This is a genomic window from Pseudomonas sp. S2_E01, assembly GCF_054668365.1.
The window spans coordinates 2,216,264-2,229,290 of the sequence record NZ_CP162762.1 but is presented as its reverse complement, the minus strand read 5'-3'; the positions used below and the strand labels follow the sequence as shown (position 1 = coordinate 2,229,290).

Annotated in this window: 18 protein-coding genes and 2 pseudogenes; 5 read left to right on the top strand and 15 right to left on the bottom strand. The window is 54.3% G+C overall.

Features of this window, described 5'->3' with window-relative positions; genetic code table 11:
* Positions 1 to 68 precede the first annotated feature (68 nt).
* Positions 69 to 383 carry a hypothetical protein gene (locus AB4O36_RS10265; protein WP_460124503.1) on the top strand — a complete coding sequence of 105 codons (315 nt, stop codon included), beginning with the start codon at positions 69 to 71 and terminating at the stop codon, positions 381 to 383.
* A gap of 72 nt (positions 384 to 455) precedes the next feature.
* Positions 456 to 848, top strand: a complete 393-nt coding sequence (locus tag AB4O36_RS10260; RefSeq protein WP_460141649.1) for a RidA family protein — start codon at positions 456 to 458, stop codon at positions 846 to 848.
* 73 nt (positions 849 to 921) lie between these two features.
* Here AB4O36_RS10260 and AB4O36_RS10255 read toward each other — a convergent pair whose 3' ends face one another.
* Positions 922 to 1,098, bottom strand: coding sequence for a hypothetical protein (locus AB4O36_RS10255; protein WP_460141648.1), 177 nt, complete (start codon positions 1,096 to 1,098; stop codon positions 922 to 924).
* A 312-nt stretch (positions 1,099 to 1,410) separates the two neighbouring features.
* Here AB4O36_RS10255 and AB4O36_RS10250 point away from each other — a divergent pair.
* A pseudogene (locus AB4O36_RS10250) lies at positions 1,411 to 1,978 on the top strand (GNAT family N-acetyltransferase).
* Positions 1,979 to 2,091: 113 nt separating this feature from the next.
* On the opposite strand, the gene AB4O36_RS10245 reads toward AB4O36_RS10250, so the two are convergent.
* Positions 2,092 to 2,547 (bottom strand): GFA family protein, encoded by a 456-nt coding sequence (locus AB4O36_RS10245; protein WP_460124492.1) that lies wholly within the window; start codon positions 2,545 to 2,547, stop codon positions 2,092 to 2,094.
* A gap of 17 nt (positions 2,548 to 2,564) precedes the next feature.
* Entirely contained in the window at positions 2,565 to 3,005 is a 441-nt protein-coding gene (locus AB4O36_RS10240) for a GFA family protein (protein ID WP_460124489.1), read from the bottom strand.
* A 120-nt stretch (positions 3,006 to 3,125) separates the two neighbouring features.
* Here AB4O36_RS10240 and AB4O36_RS10235 point away from each other — a divergent pair, with 120 nt between their 5' ends.
* Entirely contained in the window at positions 3,126 to 4,022 is an 897-nt protein-coding gene (locus tag AB4O36_RS10235; RefSeq protein WP_460124487.1) for a LysR family transcriptional regulator, read from the top strand.
* A gap of 367 nt (positions 4,023 to 4,389) precedes the next feature.
* Here the strand turns inward: AB4O36_RS10235 and AB4O36_RS10230 are convergent, their stop codons facing one another.
* The 10 genes and pseudogenes from AB4O36_RS10230 to AB4O36_RS10185 form a co-directional block, all read right to left on the bottom strand.
* Complete coding sequence (locus tag AB4O36_RS10230) at positions 4,390 to 4,827, bottom strand: hypothetical protein (RefSeq protein WP_460124484.1); 438 nt, start codon at positions 4,825 to 4,827, stop codon at positions 4,390 to 4,392.
* A 59-nt stretch (positions 4,828 to 4,886) separates the two neighbouring features.
* On the bottom strand, positions 4,887 to 6,272 hold the full coding sequence (locus tag AB4O36_RS10225; protein ID WP_460141647.1) for a sensor histidine kinase: 1,386 nt from the start codon (positions 6,270 to 6,272) through the stop codon (positions 4,887 to 4,889).
* On the bottom strand, positions 6,272 to 6,949 hold the full coding sequence (locus AB4O36_RS10220) for a response regulator (RefSeq protein ID WP_460124478.1): 678 nt from the start codon (positions 6,947 to 6,949) through the stop codon (positions 6,272 to 6,274). Before AB4O36_RS10220 ends, AB4O36_RS10225 begins: the two co-directional genes overlap by 1 nt.
* Positions 6,950 to 6,962: 13 nt before the next feature.
* Positions 6,963 to 7,139, bottom strand: a complete 177-nt coding sequence (locus tag AB4O36_RS10215) for an AbrB/MazE/SpoVT family DNA-binding domain-containing protein (RefSeq protein ID WP_460124475.1) — start codon at positions 7,137 to 7,139, stop codon at positions 6,963 to 6,965.
* A gap of 222 nt (positions 7,140 to 7,361) precedes the next feature.
* The gene (locus AB4O36_RS10210; RefSeq protein ID WP_460124472.1) at positions 7,362 to 7,679 is read right to left on the bottom strand and encodes a hypothetical protein; all 318 of its coding nucleotides are present in this window, start codon (positions 7,677 to 7,679) and stop codon (positions 7,362 to 7,364) included.
* Between the two features lie 132 nt (positions 7,680 to 7,811).
* Positions 7,812 to 8,432: pseudogene (locus AB4O36_RS10205) on the bottom strand (tyrosine-type recombinase/integrase).
* 142 nt (positions 8,433 to 8,574) lie between these two features.
* A complete protein-coding gene (locus tag AB4O36_RS10200) occupies positions 8,575 to 9,012 on the bottom strand; it encodes a GNAT family N-acetyltransferase (RefSeq protein ID WP_460124469.1) in 438 nt (145 codons plus the stop codon).
* Positions 9,013 to 9,317: 305 nt separating this feature from the next.
* Entirely contained in the window at positions 9,318 to 9,770 is a 453-nt protein-coding gene (locus tag AB4O36_RS10195; RefSeq protein ID WP_460124466.1) for a hypothetical protein, read from the bottom strand.
* Between the two features lie 192 nt (positions 9,771 to 9,962).
* On the bottom strand, positions 9,963 to 10,496 hold the full coding sequence (locus AB4O36_RS10190; RefSeq protein WP_460141646.1) for a dihydrofolate reductase family protein: 534 nt from the start codon (positions 10,494 to 10,496) through the stop codon (positions 9,963 to 9,965).
* A gap of 142 nt (positions 10,497 to 10,638) precedes the next feature.
* On the bottom strand, positions 10,639 to 11,553 hold the full coding sequence (locus AB4O36_RS10185) for an aromatic alcohol reductase (RefSeq protein WP_460141645.1): 915 nt from the start codon (positions 11,551 to 11,553) through the stop codon (positions 10,639 to 10,641).
* A gap of 100 nt (positions 11,554 to 11,653) precedes the next feature.
* On the opposite strand from AB4O36_RS10185, the gene AB4O36_RS10180 reads away from it, so the two are divergent.
* Positions 11,654 to 12,070 carry a winged helix-turn-helix transcriptional regulator gene (locus tag AB4O36_RS10180; RefSeq protein WP_460124457.1) on the top strand — a complete coding sequence of 139 codons (417 nt, stop codon included), beginning with the start codon at positions 11,654 to 11,656 and terminating at the stop codon, positions 12,068 to 12,070.
* 107 nt (positions 12,071 to 12,177) lie between these two features.
* Here the strand turns inward: AB4O36_RS10180 and AB4O36_RS10175 are convergent, their stop codons facing one another.
* Both AB4O36_RS10175 and cynS read right to left on the bottom strand, forming a co-directional pair.
* On the bottom strand, positions 12,178 to 12,432 hold the full coding sequence (locus AB4O36_RS10175; RefSeq protein ID WP_460124454.1) for a DUF2790 domain-containing protein: 255 nt from the start codon (positions 12,430 to 12,432) through the stop codon (positions 12,178 to 12,180).
* Positions 12,433 to 12,552: 120 nt separating this feature from the next.
* Complete coding sequence (gene cynS, locus AB4O36_RS10170; RefSeq protein ID WP_460141644.1) at positions 12,553 to 13,023, bottom strand: cyanase; 471 nt, start codon at positions 13,021 to 13,023, stop codon at positions 12,553 to 12,555.
* Positions 13,024 to 13,027: the final 4 nt, after the last annotated feature.

The window sequence follows — 13,027 nt, the reverse complement described above, 5'->3', positions numbered from 1 at the left end:
GGCGAAATTGATCAGATCAATCTCGATCTCGCCAGCACTCGCGAGAGTGCAACGAAGGAATCCGGGCGATGAACCCCGTCACGCCAGACGGTCGCTACTTTGTGATCAAAGGAACGCTCTGGCGATGCACAAACCCTGCTCTACCAGAGGCTGTACGCCAGCGACTGGTGCATGACCTGATGGACGCACGGCGAGAAGTGAAGCTGGCAAAATCGTGTGGCGATGCGGAGCAAATGTCGGACGCCAGAGCAAAGGTACAGGCAGCCAAGGTCGCGCTCGGTGAGCGCGGCCCTCTGTGGTGGGATGATGGGAGTCCTGACTACAACCGGCATCTGGTCTCCAATACACCCTACGAAGACTGGTATCGATCCCTGGAAAAGTAAGCTCGACCCAAGTGGACGCCGCGAGGCTCCTGGGTTAGCTTTCGTATCCGTTCATATTTGGGGTCCACAAACATGACTGACCGCCAGCTCATTGTTCCGGATGGCATGAGATTGCTCAGCGAGCGTGCCGGTTATGCACCCGCTGTAAAGGTAGGAAAAACGCTTTACTGCGCGGGACAGGTAGGCCGCACACCGGATTTATCAGTCATCGAAGACCCTGAGCAGCAGTTTTTGGCCGCATGGGACAATCTCCGGCTCGTCTTGAAAGCCGGTGGCTGCGACTTTGAAGATGTCGTCGAAATGACGACTTATCACGTCGATATGCAACGCCACATGCCCGTTTTCAGACGCGTGAAGGATGAGGTCTTTCCCAGGGGAACCTGTGCCTGGACATGCATAGGTGTCAGTGAACTGGCTCGGCCCGGCCTTCTCGTGGAGATCAAATGCGTCGCCGTAGAGCGATAACTCTCAGGCGTACTTCAAGCACAGCCCTCACCGAAGCCAACAGGCGGGCCTTGTAGATCCACTACGTTGGGTGTCAGTCGTCCTGATCGATCTGATCAAGAAAATCAACCTCGTCCTCATCCTCATCCTCATCCTCATCCTCATCCATGATGCCCTGAGCGTCCTCTTCGACCCATGATTCGTCATCGTGGAATTCATGATCGAGCAAGTGGTCATGCTCAGGTTCCGGGATATCGCGTTCTTCGCTCATGGCCTACCGAAACAGAGATTGAAAAAACGCACTGTATAGGCACATCTGTCCAGTACGTCAACGGTCATGAACTACTACACCGCCATCGGTTCGCGGGGTGGGTACGGCACTCCGCGTACCGCCACCGCCACCGCCACCGCCACTCTGGTCTACGCGTTCTGACGCGAATAGCAATTGAAGGAGACCAATCGCTGCCGGCCGATCGATGCCTCGCAGGACAGGCAGCAATCGGCCTGACACAGACGAAGGACGTGTGTCTTGGTATCCTCGGGAAAGCGCTCGACATGCCCTATCGCTGCAAGGATCTCTACTATGGAAAGTAGCCCCACGTTCAAGACCCGCCGTCTTATCCTCTCCCCCCCTGCAATTGGCCGATGCACCGGCCATTCAGCAACTGTTTCCCCACTGGGAAGTGGTGCGTTTTCTCGATAGTCGCGTGCCCTGGCCATACCCGGAGGACGGCGCGCTGACTTACGTTCGCGACGTCGCCCTCCCCGCCATGGCCGCCGGTCGTGAATGGCATTGGATCATTCGCATTGCCGCTGAACCGGCCCACACCATTGGGAGCATTAGCCTGTATGACCAACCTGGCAACAACAGGGGCTTCTGGCTGGCACCCCAATGGCAAGGAAAGGGTTACATACGTGAAGCCTGCGAAGTTATTAATACCTACTGGTTCGAAACGCTGGACCACTGCGTCATGCAAGTACCCAAGGCCGTGGGCAACCATGCTTCGCGCAAAATTTCGGAACGCGAGGGCATGCGATTGATTGACACGCAACCTGGCAGCTTTGTCAGCGGGCCGTTATTCAAGGAGATCTGGGAGTTGACGAGAGAGCAATGGCTTGAGAGAAAATCTACTGTCGAAGCCTCAAGGTGAATGAAATCGCATAGGGCGGTCACGGATCGGTATTGCTGTGTGGAGGGCCACTATCGGCCAGAAGCAGTCATTCAATACTCTACAAAATCAGGGGCGGTTCAGTTCGCAGGCGGTCAATCGCTCAGTTGAGCAAATTCAGCCATCAGAGCCGGATACTCGTGCAGTTCCGGAAAACCTTCAAAGCTGACGGCGGCCCCAGTTTGTACCCATGGCAGCTTTTCCCGGGTCCAGGTTTCCATAAAGGGTTTGGAGCACTCGGGTTGATCCAAGAGACTACTGCGTACCCCGACATGCGTGTGCGTGTCTGCAGGACGCGTGTACAACCAGCTCAGGCAATGCGGGCAGAAATAATGTTGAGTAGTGCCGTGCAGCCCGCCGATGACCGGTGAACCCTGGGTGACAACAAAGCCGCCAGCCGGAAACAGCGCGGTGAGTGAAAAAGCGCTCGACGCCATTTTCTGACAGCCCCGGCAATGACAGGCACTGGTGATAACCGGCTTGCAGTGGCTCTCGAACGTGACCTGCCCGCATCGACAAGCGCCTCGGGCATAGGCTGTTTTGTCAGTCATAGCGCTCTCCTCGCCAGTCATTCGACACCATTTAATGCTGCCGCGAACGCCTCGGGCGTGGGCGATTCTGGCCAGGTCGGAACACCTGCCGGCAGACTAAGCCATGGCTGTTTGTGCTTGACCCAAATATGCGCAATGGGCGTCAGGGTGGCGCGCGTGTCGAGCGTGCCGGCCCTGATTACCCATATCCCCGGCGCCGCTGACGTGGTGTTGTAGAGACGGGTATGACAGACCTCGCATAGGTAGTGCTGGGCGCAAATCCCGCCTTCTTCATAACCGTATCGAACTGTCGGACCATTCAAGATCAACGCATCGCCGGGCACCAATGCATGCAAGGCAAAACTGCTGCTACTCCAGGCCTGGCAATGCAGGCAGTGGCAGGCGTAAACACCCACTCTCAGGTCAATCGTCGAGCTATAGGCCACAGCGCCGCAGCGGCATCCACCAGTTAGTTTCATCAGTTGTTCTCGCTTAAGCGCCACTGCGCACGTGATAGGGAGGCAGGTTGCGCTAAAGCATGTGCGAAGCTCAATCTAATTAAAATAGATCAAACCTGCCTAGCAACTGATAGGAAATGTATGAACCTGCCGCACCTGCAATGGGAAACTCAAAGGGTTTTTCTCGCCGTTCTTCGTACCGGTAGCCTGTCTGCTGCCGCTCGCGCACTGGGTATCGCACAGGCCACAGCACGCCGCCGGATCGATGCGCTGGAGAGCAGCGTAGGAATGAGCCTGTTTGTGCGCTCGCCAGCAGGCTTGCTGCCCACCGATACCGCCAGGCAGTTGATCGAACATGCCGAATCCATGGCACTGGCCGCAGAAGCATTTTCACGGTCCGCCTCCGCGCAAGCCAACGACTTGAGCGGAACGGTACGGATCACCAGTAGCGAATTGCTGGGCGTCGAAGTGCTCCCTTCGATGCTGCGAGAGATACGGGACGCAGAGCCTCAGCTGGCACTGGAACTCAGCGTGTCAAACCGCCTGGAAGACCTGACCCTGCAGGAAGCCGACGTGGCCGTGCGCATACGCCGCCCTACCGAGGCGGCAGTGGTTGCCAGGCACGTGGGGGACCTGCGTATTGGCCTGTATGCCACGCCGGAGCTGCTGGCACGGTACGGTCATCCGCGCACAGCAGACGCGTTGGAACAATGCCCCGTCATCGGCCCGGACCGCAATTTGATTGAAACAGCATTTCTCGAACAAAAAGGTTTTTTCACGACGCAAGAACGCCCCGCCATTCGCACCGACCACCACCTGGCCCAGTTCGCAGCGCTGCGGGCGGGGTTGGGGATTGGCGTTTGTTCCAGTCAGCTGGCACGCCGCTATGGGCTGGTGAGGGTGCTGCACGAACAGGTCGACTTCCGCGTGGATATCTGGATGGCCATGCACCACGACCTGCGGCGGGTTAAGCGCATCGCGCTGGTGTTTGATTCGCTGGCTGAGTCACTTGCGCGTTTTTTGGAGGATGCGGAGTGAACGAACCTGCTGGGCGGAGTTGGCAGCAGACAATTGCGAAGCAACAATCGGAACGTGTGACCAATCACCGAATCGCCTCATGAGCGCACCCCGTCAAGGAGCCACGACTCATACATGCCCCCACGTTACGGTCGAACCTCGCCGGCCGGTTACACCAGTCGCACGGCGAAGTGTTTTTCGCCGGCCCAAAAAAAGCCCGCCGAAGCGGGCTTTCCTCTCTGGGAGTCGTTACTGTTTCTGCAGATACCGATTGCACGCGCTCTGGCCCTTCTTCAGAAGAAAGACATGAGCTTCTTCAAACGTCCGCGACTCTTCCTCCGCGAAGTCGATGATTTCACCAATAGGCTTGGAGTACTCACGGCATGAACTAGATTTCATTAGCGCAATTTCTATCGCCGTCAGCCCAGCGTTTGATATCACTTATCTTCGGCGATCTGGTACCCACACTCAAGATGTTCTTTGTTGTATATAACCTGACCTGTGCTTGGTTCGCATCATGTCTTTCTATTTCAATGAGGGCGTTATTAATCAACAGCCCTTCCGAAAGGAGCTTTTGATTGATCTCACCTTCACTGCGCTCATCGCTAAACTCGCTTAACACGATGACCGGCTTTCCTATATACGTCTCATATTCCAGGCATTGCCTTGCCATTAGCCTTAAGTTTCGATAAGTATCGGAGGGCGACTTCTTGCTAGTGAAGCTGCCGTCATAAGATGAATGACTATTTTTTAATTCGCTGACGGTTATAGCGCACCCACTGATTGAGATAGAAAAGAATAGTATAGGCAAGGCCAAGTATTTCAATTTCAACTCCATTGTCCTGGTATAGGCCTCCGCGGGGCTGGTATCAAATCATGCTTTTTTCAGGCGGAGTGTTTTGGAAAATCAACAATCGCCAGGAGTCCACCTTCTGCAGATGTACTTAGCCATACGTTGCTGTTGTGCTGCAGTGCAACCGCTTTGACTATTGCGAGCCCCAGTCCGCTCCCGCTTTGCATTTGATTGGGCTCGCGAAAAAACCTATCGAAGACTCGCTCCCTTAATTCAAATGGAATGCCAGGCCCTGCATCTGAGACACGTAGCTGAGTAGATTTATCAAGTGATCGTATATCTACCTCAACCCGTCCGCCCTCAGGGCTGTACTTCACGGCATTTTCAATTAAGTTATCGATCAGCGACATAAGGCGTTCCCTGATGCCGTTGATCCAGCTTTCACCCTCAGAGTAGAATTCGAGTTCAATCCTACGCTCAGCCGCCAGGTGTGCCAGCGCAGCCATTTGCTCTTGTATGAGCGTCGTCAGCGGCACAGCCTCCATAACAGTATCGATGCGCACTTCGCTATGCATCAGCAGCAATAACTGATTGACGAGACGCGCAGCACGGCTATTACTGCGAATAATCCCTGCGAGCAGTTCCTGTTGATTAGTGCTGCTTACATAAGACTGCAAAGCCTCGACATTGATTCGCATTGCGGCCAGGGGAGTACGCATCTCATGAGCGGCATCTGCAATGAAAACCCGTTCCCTCTCAGAACTTTCTCGCACTCTGGCAAGAAATAGATTCGTCGCGTCCACCATTTGGCGAAGCTCTATCTGCTTTGGCCCTTCCTTTAAGGGGGAGAGATCTTCTGAAGTTCGCAAAGAAATACTATTTACCACCTTGCGCCAAGGGCGCATTGCAATACGGACTGAGAGCCATGCGGGGAAAAAAAGAAAAGGAATACACACCAGAAGCGGCAATATGTAGTATCCACGAGAGTTCAGGTATATGAAGAAATTCCAGCCTCCGGCAGGGGTAACGAGTGTTACCTCCGCGTCGGAGTTCCCTGACTTGAGAGTACGACTATTCCAGCTGCGGCCCTCACTCTGAATGCTCTGAACTTCTCCATACCTGCTATTTATTACTCCTGTCGGAGCACCATCAGATGAATAAATTATCTTTCTATTCTTACGAACAATCAGGCTGATTGACAGTTTGGGATCTTCACCCCCGCCATAGCCTTCCTGCAATGCTGCGCTGAATTTTTCCAGCACAGCGGTGAGATCCTGCGGGCGATCATCCATGCGATTAACTAATGCAAGAATGGTTTCGTAAGTATCACTCCCCGTGAGCATAGAGGGGCTACGCAAGTTCTCCCACAAAATGCAGGTCAGAAAAAGACACCAAAGCAATGTAAGTAGTAGCATCTGGGCGAGCATAATTCGTCTTACAAGCGTCGGAGTTCTCCAGTTGAGCCAAAAATTTCGCATCAACCAATCCCTGTCTGAATTGTAGCGGTATCAATGACATACCCCACACCCCGAACCGTTCGCACATAGCCTTCGCCGATTTTGCGACGCAAATTTCCCATATGCACATCCAGCGAATTGCTCATATTTTCTTTCGCGCCGAATAGCCTTTCCTCCAGAAAACGTCGTGTAAGCACGCGATCAGCGCGCATCATTAAAATTTCAAGAAGGGCGTATTCACTTGCCGTTAACTCAACATTACGTCCACTCACTGTCACGCGACGAGTCGGCATATGAAGAAATAACCCTCGAATTTCTATCACCTCATTTTGAAAACCGTAACTGCGTCGGGCCAGTGCCCTCACCCTGGCCAACAACTCGGCGAGAACAAATGGTTTTACCAGATAGTCGTCTGCACCCGCATCGAGCCCACACAGGCGATCTTGCAGAGTGCCTCTTGCAGTCAGGATAATGACGGGGATGCCCCTGAACTGCTGACGTAAGCATGCGACCAGGCTCATGCCATCACCATCGGGCAGCCCGAGGTCTAGTAGCACAAGTTCTGGCACGCAGACATCGAGTTGATGCAACGCATCTACTTTTCGGCGAACCCATATGACATCTAATCCTTGATCTGCAAGTGCGATACGAACGCCATTGCCGAGATCCAGGTCGTCTTCGATTAGGAGAATTTTCACAATAGTTACGTTATCAAAAGTGAATGAAGAACGTCTGAAGAAAAAAATATATGAGGAAATCTATTAGGATTGCGTCGCCGATGCTCAGTCCTAGACTGGCGAGTAGGTCTGGCAGCAAGTCAATGATGACTTCGTCACTTCCATCCGCAGGATCTTGGCATTTCACTGCCCGGCGTTGGGCTTCGTTCATGACGTTTCTCACGCTTTGGTCTTAGCGGGCATGATTCATTATGCTCGCAACGTCTTCGCCGGTTGCAGCGTGATGCTGACTGCTGGTGAATTCTTCTGGTCATCTGCAGCTAATCGTAGCGGGCAGCTGTCGGCCAGTTGCGGCCTATCGCAAAGCTAGAATATTGATCAATAGCTGCGTCCTTTCATTATCAGAATCAGGTCGAGGGCTAACACCGACACGCTAAAGTTTTTCGTACACCACCTCGAATTCCTCACCCAATTCCTGTTGGATGGATTTCAGTAATTTAGCGGCAGCCTTTTCAAATTTTGCATAATCGTCTGCATTCCATGGGCCGGGATCAGGTGGGTAATTCCAGTTCAGCGAGGTGTCATGCCACTGTGAAAGCTCGTTAAGCACAGCTCGGACTTCGTCACTGAGCGGTAGCCTCTCTTCAATAGGCCCTACAGAAAATTTATCCTGGGCAAAATTGTTTCCACACCAAAGGCAACCGCCGCCCCATTCGAACATTAAGCGAACACGATAGCGCTCTTCCCTCATCATCGGGCTCCGCTTTTTTATGGGTACATGGAGTGCACCATAGGTTGGCGAAGATATCCAGGCTAGCACCGTTATGACTGGTAGCTTAGGGCCGGTTAGCGACGGTCCGGCCTAGACCGTCGCAGTGGATGGTCAGACTTCTGTCTGCTCTGCCATTTCCAGAGCATCATCAACCTCAATGCCCAAGTACCTGACAGTGCTTTCAAGCTTCGTATGACCAAGCAAGAGTTGGACAGCTCTCAGGTTCTTCGTCCTGCGATAGATCAGCGATGCTTTGGTTCTCCTTAGCGTATGAGTACCGTACATGCTCGGGTCAAGGCCAATGGCTGTCACCCAGGCTTTGACTATTCGAGCGTATTGCCTGGTGGAGAGATGGTCTGAGTCGTGCAACCGGGTCGGAAACAAGAAGTCCTCGCTGCGGAGGCGGGCCTGATGCATCCAAGCCTCCAGAACCGTTCGGGTTTGCTCAGTGATTTCAAATTGCACTGGATGCTAGGTTTTCTGCTGCATCACGATGGCCCGTGACGACACATGTTCCCCATGGGCTATGTCTCGTACTCGCAGCTTGGTTAAGTCACAGGCACGCAGCTTGCTGTCGATGGCCAAGTTGAAAAGAACCAGATCTCGTGTCTTCCCAGCAAGCTGAAGTCTTACCCGGATAGCCCAGATATCTCTGACTCGGAGCGGGGCTTTCTGCCCAACAAGCTTTCCCTTGTTCCAAGGTTGATGCCAGTATGTAGCAATAGTGTTCATGGCTTGTCCTCCACGTTGAGGGAGGACAAGGGTGAATCAGTCACGGCGCGTGGGTCGCTAACCGACCCAAAGCGGACTCTGACCAGCTTTTGGGGGGCTTTAGCCCGTCCCATTGAGCGAAATGAACGATTTGAACCGGTTGTTATGCATGTTTTACTAACCGTTTCTTTAAATGATACAAGTTAGTCCCGATTGGGCGATCCTCAAGAACACCATAAATCTCATATCCATGCCGCTCATAGAACTTTTTAGCATCAACGGTTTTTAAGAATGCAACTACTGCTCCATTATTGGCACCAATCGCTTCTGCTTTTTCCAAAAGCATAGACCCTACTTTTTTACCGCGATGAGATTCCTTAACCCAAAAGGTGTCAATTTCTAAGCCATCCCAGTAACAATTACAGCTTATTGCACCGATGTACTCGCCTACTTCATCGTGTGCAACGACCATAAATATTTTATCTTCCGATTCTGGTGGCAGATTTGGATATTGAATTCGAAGATATTCTGAAAACCTATTATTCAGAACTCCTTTATCTTTTTCTGTTGGAGATCCCAATACATCAATCTTGATTTCCATTTTAGTGCTCCTTTAATTCAACTTTTAGATGCCGAACGGCTTTTGGCATAACATCCCATATTCATGCATAACCCCTTGAGCAATCAAAAATTCGACATTGTAAACGCGACATCAAGAAGGGGGAAGACGACATATTACTTTGCACATTACTGACGTGTTAGTTGCGTGCCCATGGTCTGCTTTTGGCCGTCAGCGGGCGCATGCGAACGTCCGCTTCTGGCCGGAAGCGGTCATCGAGCATCTACCGATGTCAGGCTGATTCACACTAGCGCTCCCACCCATCTCGTGGGAGCGCCCAACCTCAATCAAAACTGCTTCGATGCGTTGGCGATGCGCTGGTACTTACGCAACTGCCGGTTAATGCCGCGGATATCCAGAAAGAATATCTCTGCGCTGCGCCAGAGCAGCATCCACGCGGTGACGGTAACGACTCCTACCGGGATGGTGCCTTCAATGCCCAGAGCCGTGCCTGCAAACACCAAGGCCAGTGAAAGGCCCAGGAGTATCAGCGCTCCCAGCCGCTGGGCGCGAATGTCCCCTCTGAGTAGCTCGCATTTTTCCGCAAAGGTATTGCTGATGGCTTGCTGCAGACGCTCGCGTTCATCTTCCGGGCAGCGGATCTGCAGGCTCAGCTCGGGGTGGTAGCCGGCGCTATCTGACAGGTACTCCACCAACTCTGGACTTAGCTTAGGGTTGTCCGGCGAGGCAAACGGGTTGAGGTAATCGTGGCTGATCGTCAGATCGATGCTTTTTGTCATAACGAACCTCTAGCGGCTTGAGTGGTGGACGAAAGCTGTAGTGTTCGAGTAAAGCTAGCTGCAAAGACCGCTTCTGGCCGAGTTCTGTCTTTCGCGACACGCAGAAATCGCTCAGAAGCAGTCATTAATGATATCGACGTGGACGAGACGCCATCTCGCGTTTGCCGTGGATCGGGTCTACCCAGAGGCAGATCAAGCCAGCTGATAGGTCGACTGCACCAGGCCGGACGGAAACCATCGGCTGGTTACCAGTTTCAATTCAATGTCTTGAGAAAGGGAGCCGAACAAGGGTCTTCCCGATCCGATCAGCACCGGAACAGTGGTGATCACCATATCGGCGACTAACCCGTCACGCAGGAATGATTGCACCAACTGCCCGCCATCGACATAGACCCGATGCACGCCTTGACTCGCCAGCTCCTCCATCACGCCCTTGGGGGTGAGGCTGGAAAAACGCACTTTGCCCTCCAGCGCCGTGGGCACCGGAGAGTCTGCCAACTGTTGAGACATCACGACCACGGGTCGATCGTAGAACCAGGCTTCGAAGGTCAGCGCCTTCTCATAGCTCCCCCGCCCCATCACGACGACATCCTTATCGGCGATGAAATCTGAATAACCATGATCCTCGGTCGGATCATCGCGTTGCAGAAGCCAGTCTATGTCGCCATCGGACCGGGCGATGAAACCATCCAGACTGGTGGCGATGAATACATGTGCACTGGGCATCGGAATCTCCTTTTCAGACGGTGTGTGGCGGACCTAATGGGTACAGCAAAACTAACACAAGGATGTTTTCCAGGCTGCGCATAAAACGGCACGCACGGTGGACGCGAATTGAATCGTCACGGAGGTCGCTTGAGCGGTCCAATCAGCGCAAATGCTGCCCGATCCATTGGGCGACGGTAGTCGTTTCAATGTGCCGCTCACCGTTGTAGGTTGTGGCTTTGTCCCACGCCACACCCCTGCCCTCGGCGAACACCGCACGATATTTGCGGATTGGATCGCCGGGCGCAGCGGCCAGATCGGCCTTGAGCGCAGGCACCGTCCATTCGATGCGCTCAACCACTCTGTCGAGGACGCGGTCTACCGTATCGGCCAGTTCCCCATAAGTGAGCGTGTCACCCGCGACGTAAACCACCTGGTTGACCAACGCCGGCTCGAACAGGATTGCGGCCGTCAGTCGGCCGATATCTTCCGGGGTCGTGACCGTTACAGCGTTATCCCAACTGCCGAGCGCGCGTACGGTGTTCTCGCTCAGGTCGACGACGCCGAATCCCGGTTCGAACAGGAAACTGGTGAACATCCCCGTGGATATGATCAGCCACTGAACCCGGGTTTGATGACGCAACAAGTCGCGCACGTCCAGCTGCTCATCGAACAGATCCTGCGGGCTGCCCCGGCCGATCACGTCATAGTCCACACCGAACTGCCAAGGCACAAAGCGCTTGATGTCGGACTGCAATGCCGCGCGAGCCAGTTTGAGTTGCGTCCCGGCGCCAGCGACGAAGCCCAGGCAACTGACCACGGTATCGAAACCGCTGAATATCGCGGCAAGCTGCTGCTCTGAGTCATTGACCACATCGCCGGCGATCACCTCGACATCCAAGGTTTTCAGCGCCTCCAGGGTTTGGGTCGAGGACGTCGCGTCGAGTGCCGATTGGCGCAACAGCACGCTGACGTGAGCGGCCGGGCGCTCGGCCAATTCACGTAGCACCGCCAGGCCAAGTTCACCGGCGCCGAGGATTAGAATACGGTCGTTTTTTGCGGGGGCATGCGCGTGCATCTGTAACTCCCAAAGAGTGATCTGCAATGATTGTTTTTTTATCCTGCCATCATTGGCTACCGCTCAAGAAGAAGGCACACCCGTGATACCGCATGACGAAATGAGTGAAGAAGAGGTGATCCGCCAGTCCCAGGCCGTGTGCGACGCACTCAGCGCCGAAGACGATGGACTCAAGCGCGAAGTGCTGACTCACGCGGGCAATCGCTGGTCGCTGGGGATCGTCCATACGCTGGGTGTATCAGGAAAACTGCGCCACGCGGAAATTGGCCGACGCTTGCCCGGTGTCACCCAACGCATGCTGACCCGTAGCCTGCGGCAACTGGAGCGTGACGGGCTGATCAGCCGATTCGATCACAACGAGGTCCCGCCAAGGGTGGATTATGAGCTGACGGCACTGGGGAGAAGTTTTCTGGCGCGCATGGTGCCGCTGTGGACCTGGCTCCTTGAGAACGCGGAGGACTTTCGCAGCGCAAGAGTTCGCTACGATGCTGACAACGAGCCAGCGAACATTGATTGAACCCTCGGCCAGGGCTCTCGGTAGCGCGGGTCCAGTAGCAAGCCAGCGGCAACGCCGCCGTTGACTGTTGGGGAAGCCCAGCCGCCAGATAAGCCGGAGGGGTGCAATCAATTGGTACAGCCAGTCCCCATAACGCGGTACTCCATGGTGTGCCGAATGCCCTTGGAGTCGTCATAAGTCATCTGGACAGGCACTACGCCGCAGACGTTTGGAGTTTCGGTACTCGAGATCACGCGAGCAATATCCAGGCTCTGGGAGTATTGATAGAGCTCAACGGTCGCCTGCGTGGTGGGTGCCGTGGGCTCATCGGCTGATGCGACGGAGCAAAGGCCGGCAAGGAATAAAACGTATAAAGCTTTCATGGCAGCTCACCTGAATTGAGGGCGTAAAAAGGCCTGGCTTCACGCTGGGATGGTGCAGCCATGGATAAGAGGTTGGGTGTTGCCCGGCGCTATCAGGCGCCGGGCGGACTTAAACCAAGGTCAGAAAGGCTTGGTCGGCAGGTACTTGCCGTCCAAGGTGATCACGGCGCGGGAGCCGCCGTCCGGATCCTCGACTTTCTTGATGTCCAGCTTGAAGTTGATAGCGCTGATGATGCCGTCGCCAAACTTCTCATGGACCAGGGCTTTGAGGGTGGTGCCGTAGACCAGCATCATTTCGTAAAAGCGGTAGATGGTCGGGTCGGTCGGTACGGCGTTCTCGAAGCAGCCACGAATCGGGACCGTTTGCAGCAGGGCTATGCCGTCAGCGTCAAGGTCCAGCTTTTCGCCCACGACCTGCGCGGCATTTGCTGGCAGCGGGTGCTGGCCAAGCAGGGCTGCAGTGACAAAGGCTTCGGACAGGCCCGTACCCTCGGTGAGTTGCGCGTAGGACAGGTTTTTACGGGCCTTGGCCATCACGATGATTTCGGTCAGGGCTTGGCGAACGCTTTTGGTGACTTGAGTCTGGATCATGGGG

Excerpts from the sequence above, each read along its gene's own strand:
- AB4O36_RS10265 (WP_460124503.1), top strand. The coding sequence starts at position 69 with ATGAACCCCGTCACGCCAGACGGTCGCTACTTTGTGATCAAAGGAACG.
- AB4O36_RS10260 (WP_460141649.1), top strand. The coding sequence starts at position 456 with ATGACTGACCGCCAGCTCATTGTTCCGGATGGCATGAGATTGCTCAGC.
- AB4O36_RS10255 (WP_460141648.1), bottom strand. The coding sequence starts at position 1,098 with ATGAGCGAAGAACGCGATATCCCGGAACCTGAGCATGACCACTTGCTC.
- AB4O36_RS10245 (WP_460124492.1), bottom strand. The coding sequence starts at position 2,547 with ATGACTGACAAAACAGCCTATGCCCGAGGCGCTTGTCGATGCGGGCAG.
- AB4O36_RS10240 (WP_460124489.1), bottom strand. The coding sequence starts at position 3,005 with ATGAAACTAACTGGTGGATGCCGCTGCGGCGCTGTGGCCTATAGCTCG.
- AB4O36_RS10235 (WP_460124487.1), top strand. The coding sequence starts at position 3,126 with ATGAACCTGCCGCACCTGCAATGGGAAACTCAAAGGGTTTTTCTCGCC.
- AB4O36_RS10225 (WP_460141647.1), bottom strand. The coding sequence starts at position 6,272 with ATGCGAAATTTTTGGCTCAACTGGAGAACTCCGACGCTTGTAAGACGA.
- AB4O36_RS10215 (WP_460124475.1), bottom strand. The coding sequence starts at position 7,139 with ATGAACGAAGCCCAACGCCGGGCAGTGAAATGCCAAGATCCTGCGGAT.
- AB4O36_RS10210 (WP_460124472.1), bottom strand. The coding sequence starts at position 7,679 with ATGAGGGAAGAGCGCTATCGTGTTCGCTTAATGTTCGAATGGGGCGGC.
- AB4O36_RS10200 (WP_460124469.1), bottom strand. The coding sequence starts at position 9,012 with ATGGAAATCAAGATTGATGTATTGGGATCTCCAACAGAAAAAGATAAA.
- AB4O36_RS10195 (WP_460124466.1), bottom strand. The coding sequence starts at position 9,770 with ATGACAAAAAGCATCGATCTGACGATCAGCCACGATTACCTCAACCCG.
- AB4O36_RS10190 (WP_460141646.1), bottom strand. The coding sequence starts at position 10,496 with ATGCCCAGTGCACATGTATTCATCGCCACCAGTCTGGATGGTTTCATC.
- AB4O36_RS10185 (WP_460141645.1), bottom strand. The coding sequence starts at position 11,553 with ATGCACGCGCATGCCCCCGCAAAAAACGACCGTATTCTAATCCTCGGC.
- AB4O36_RS10180 (WP_460124457.1), top strand. The coding sequence starts at position 11,654 with ATGAGTGAAGAAGAGGTGATCCGCCAGTCCCAGGCCGTGTGCGACGCA.
- AB4O36_RS10175 (WP_460124454.1), bottom strand. The coding sequence starts at position 12,432 with ATGAAAGCTTTATACGTTTTATTCCTTGCCGGCCTTTGCTCCGTCGCA.
- cynS (WP_460141644.1), bottom strand. The coding sequence starts at position 13,023 with ATGATCCAGACTCAAGTCACCAAAAGCGTTCGCCAAGCCCTGACCGAA.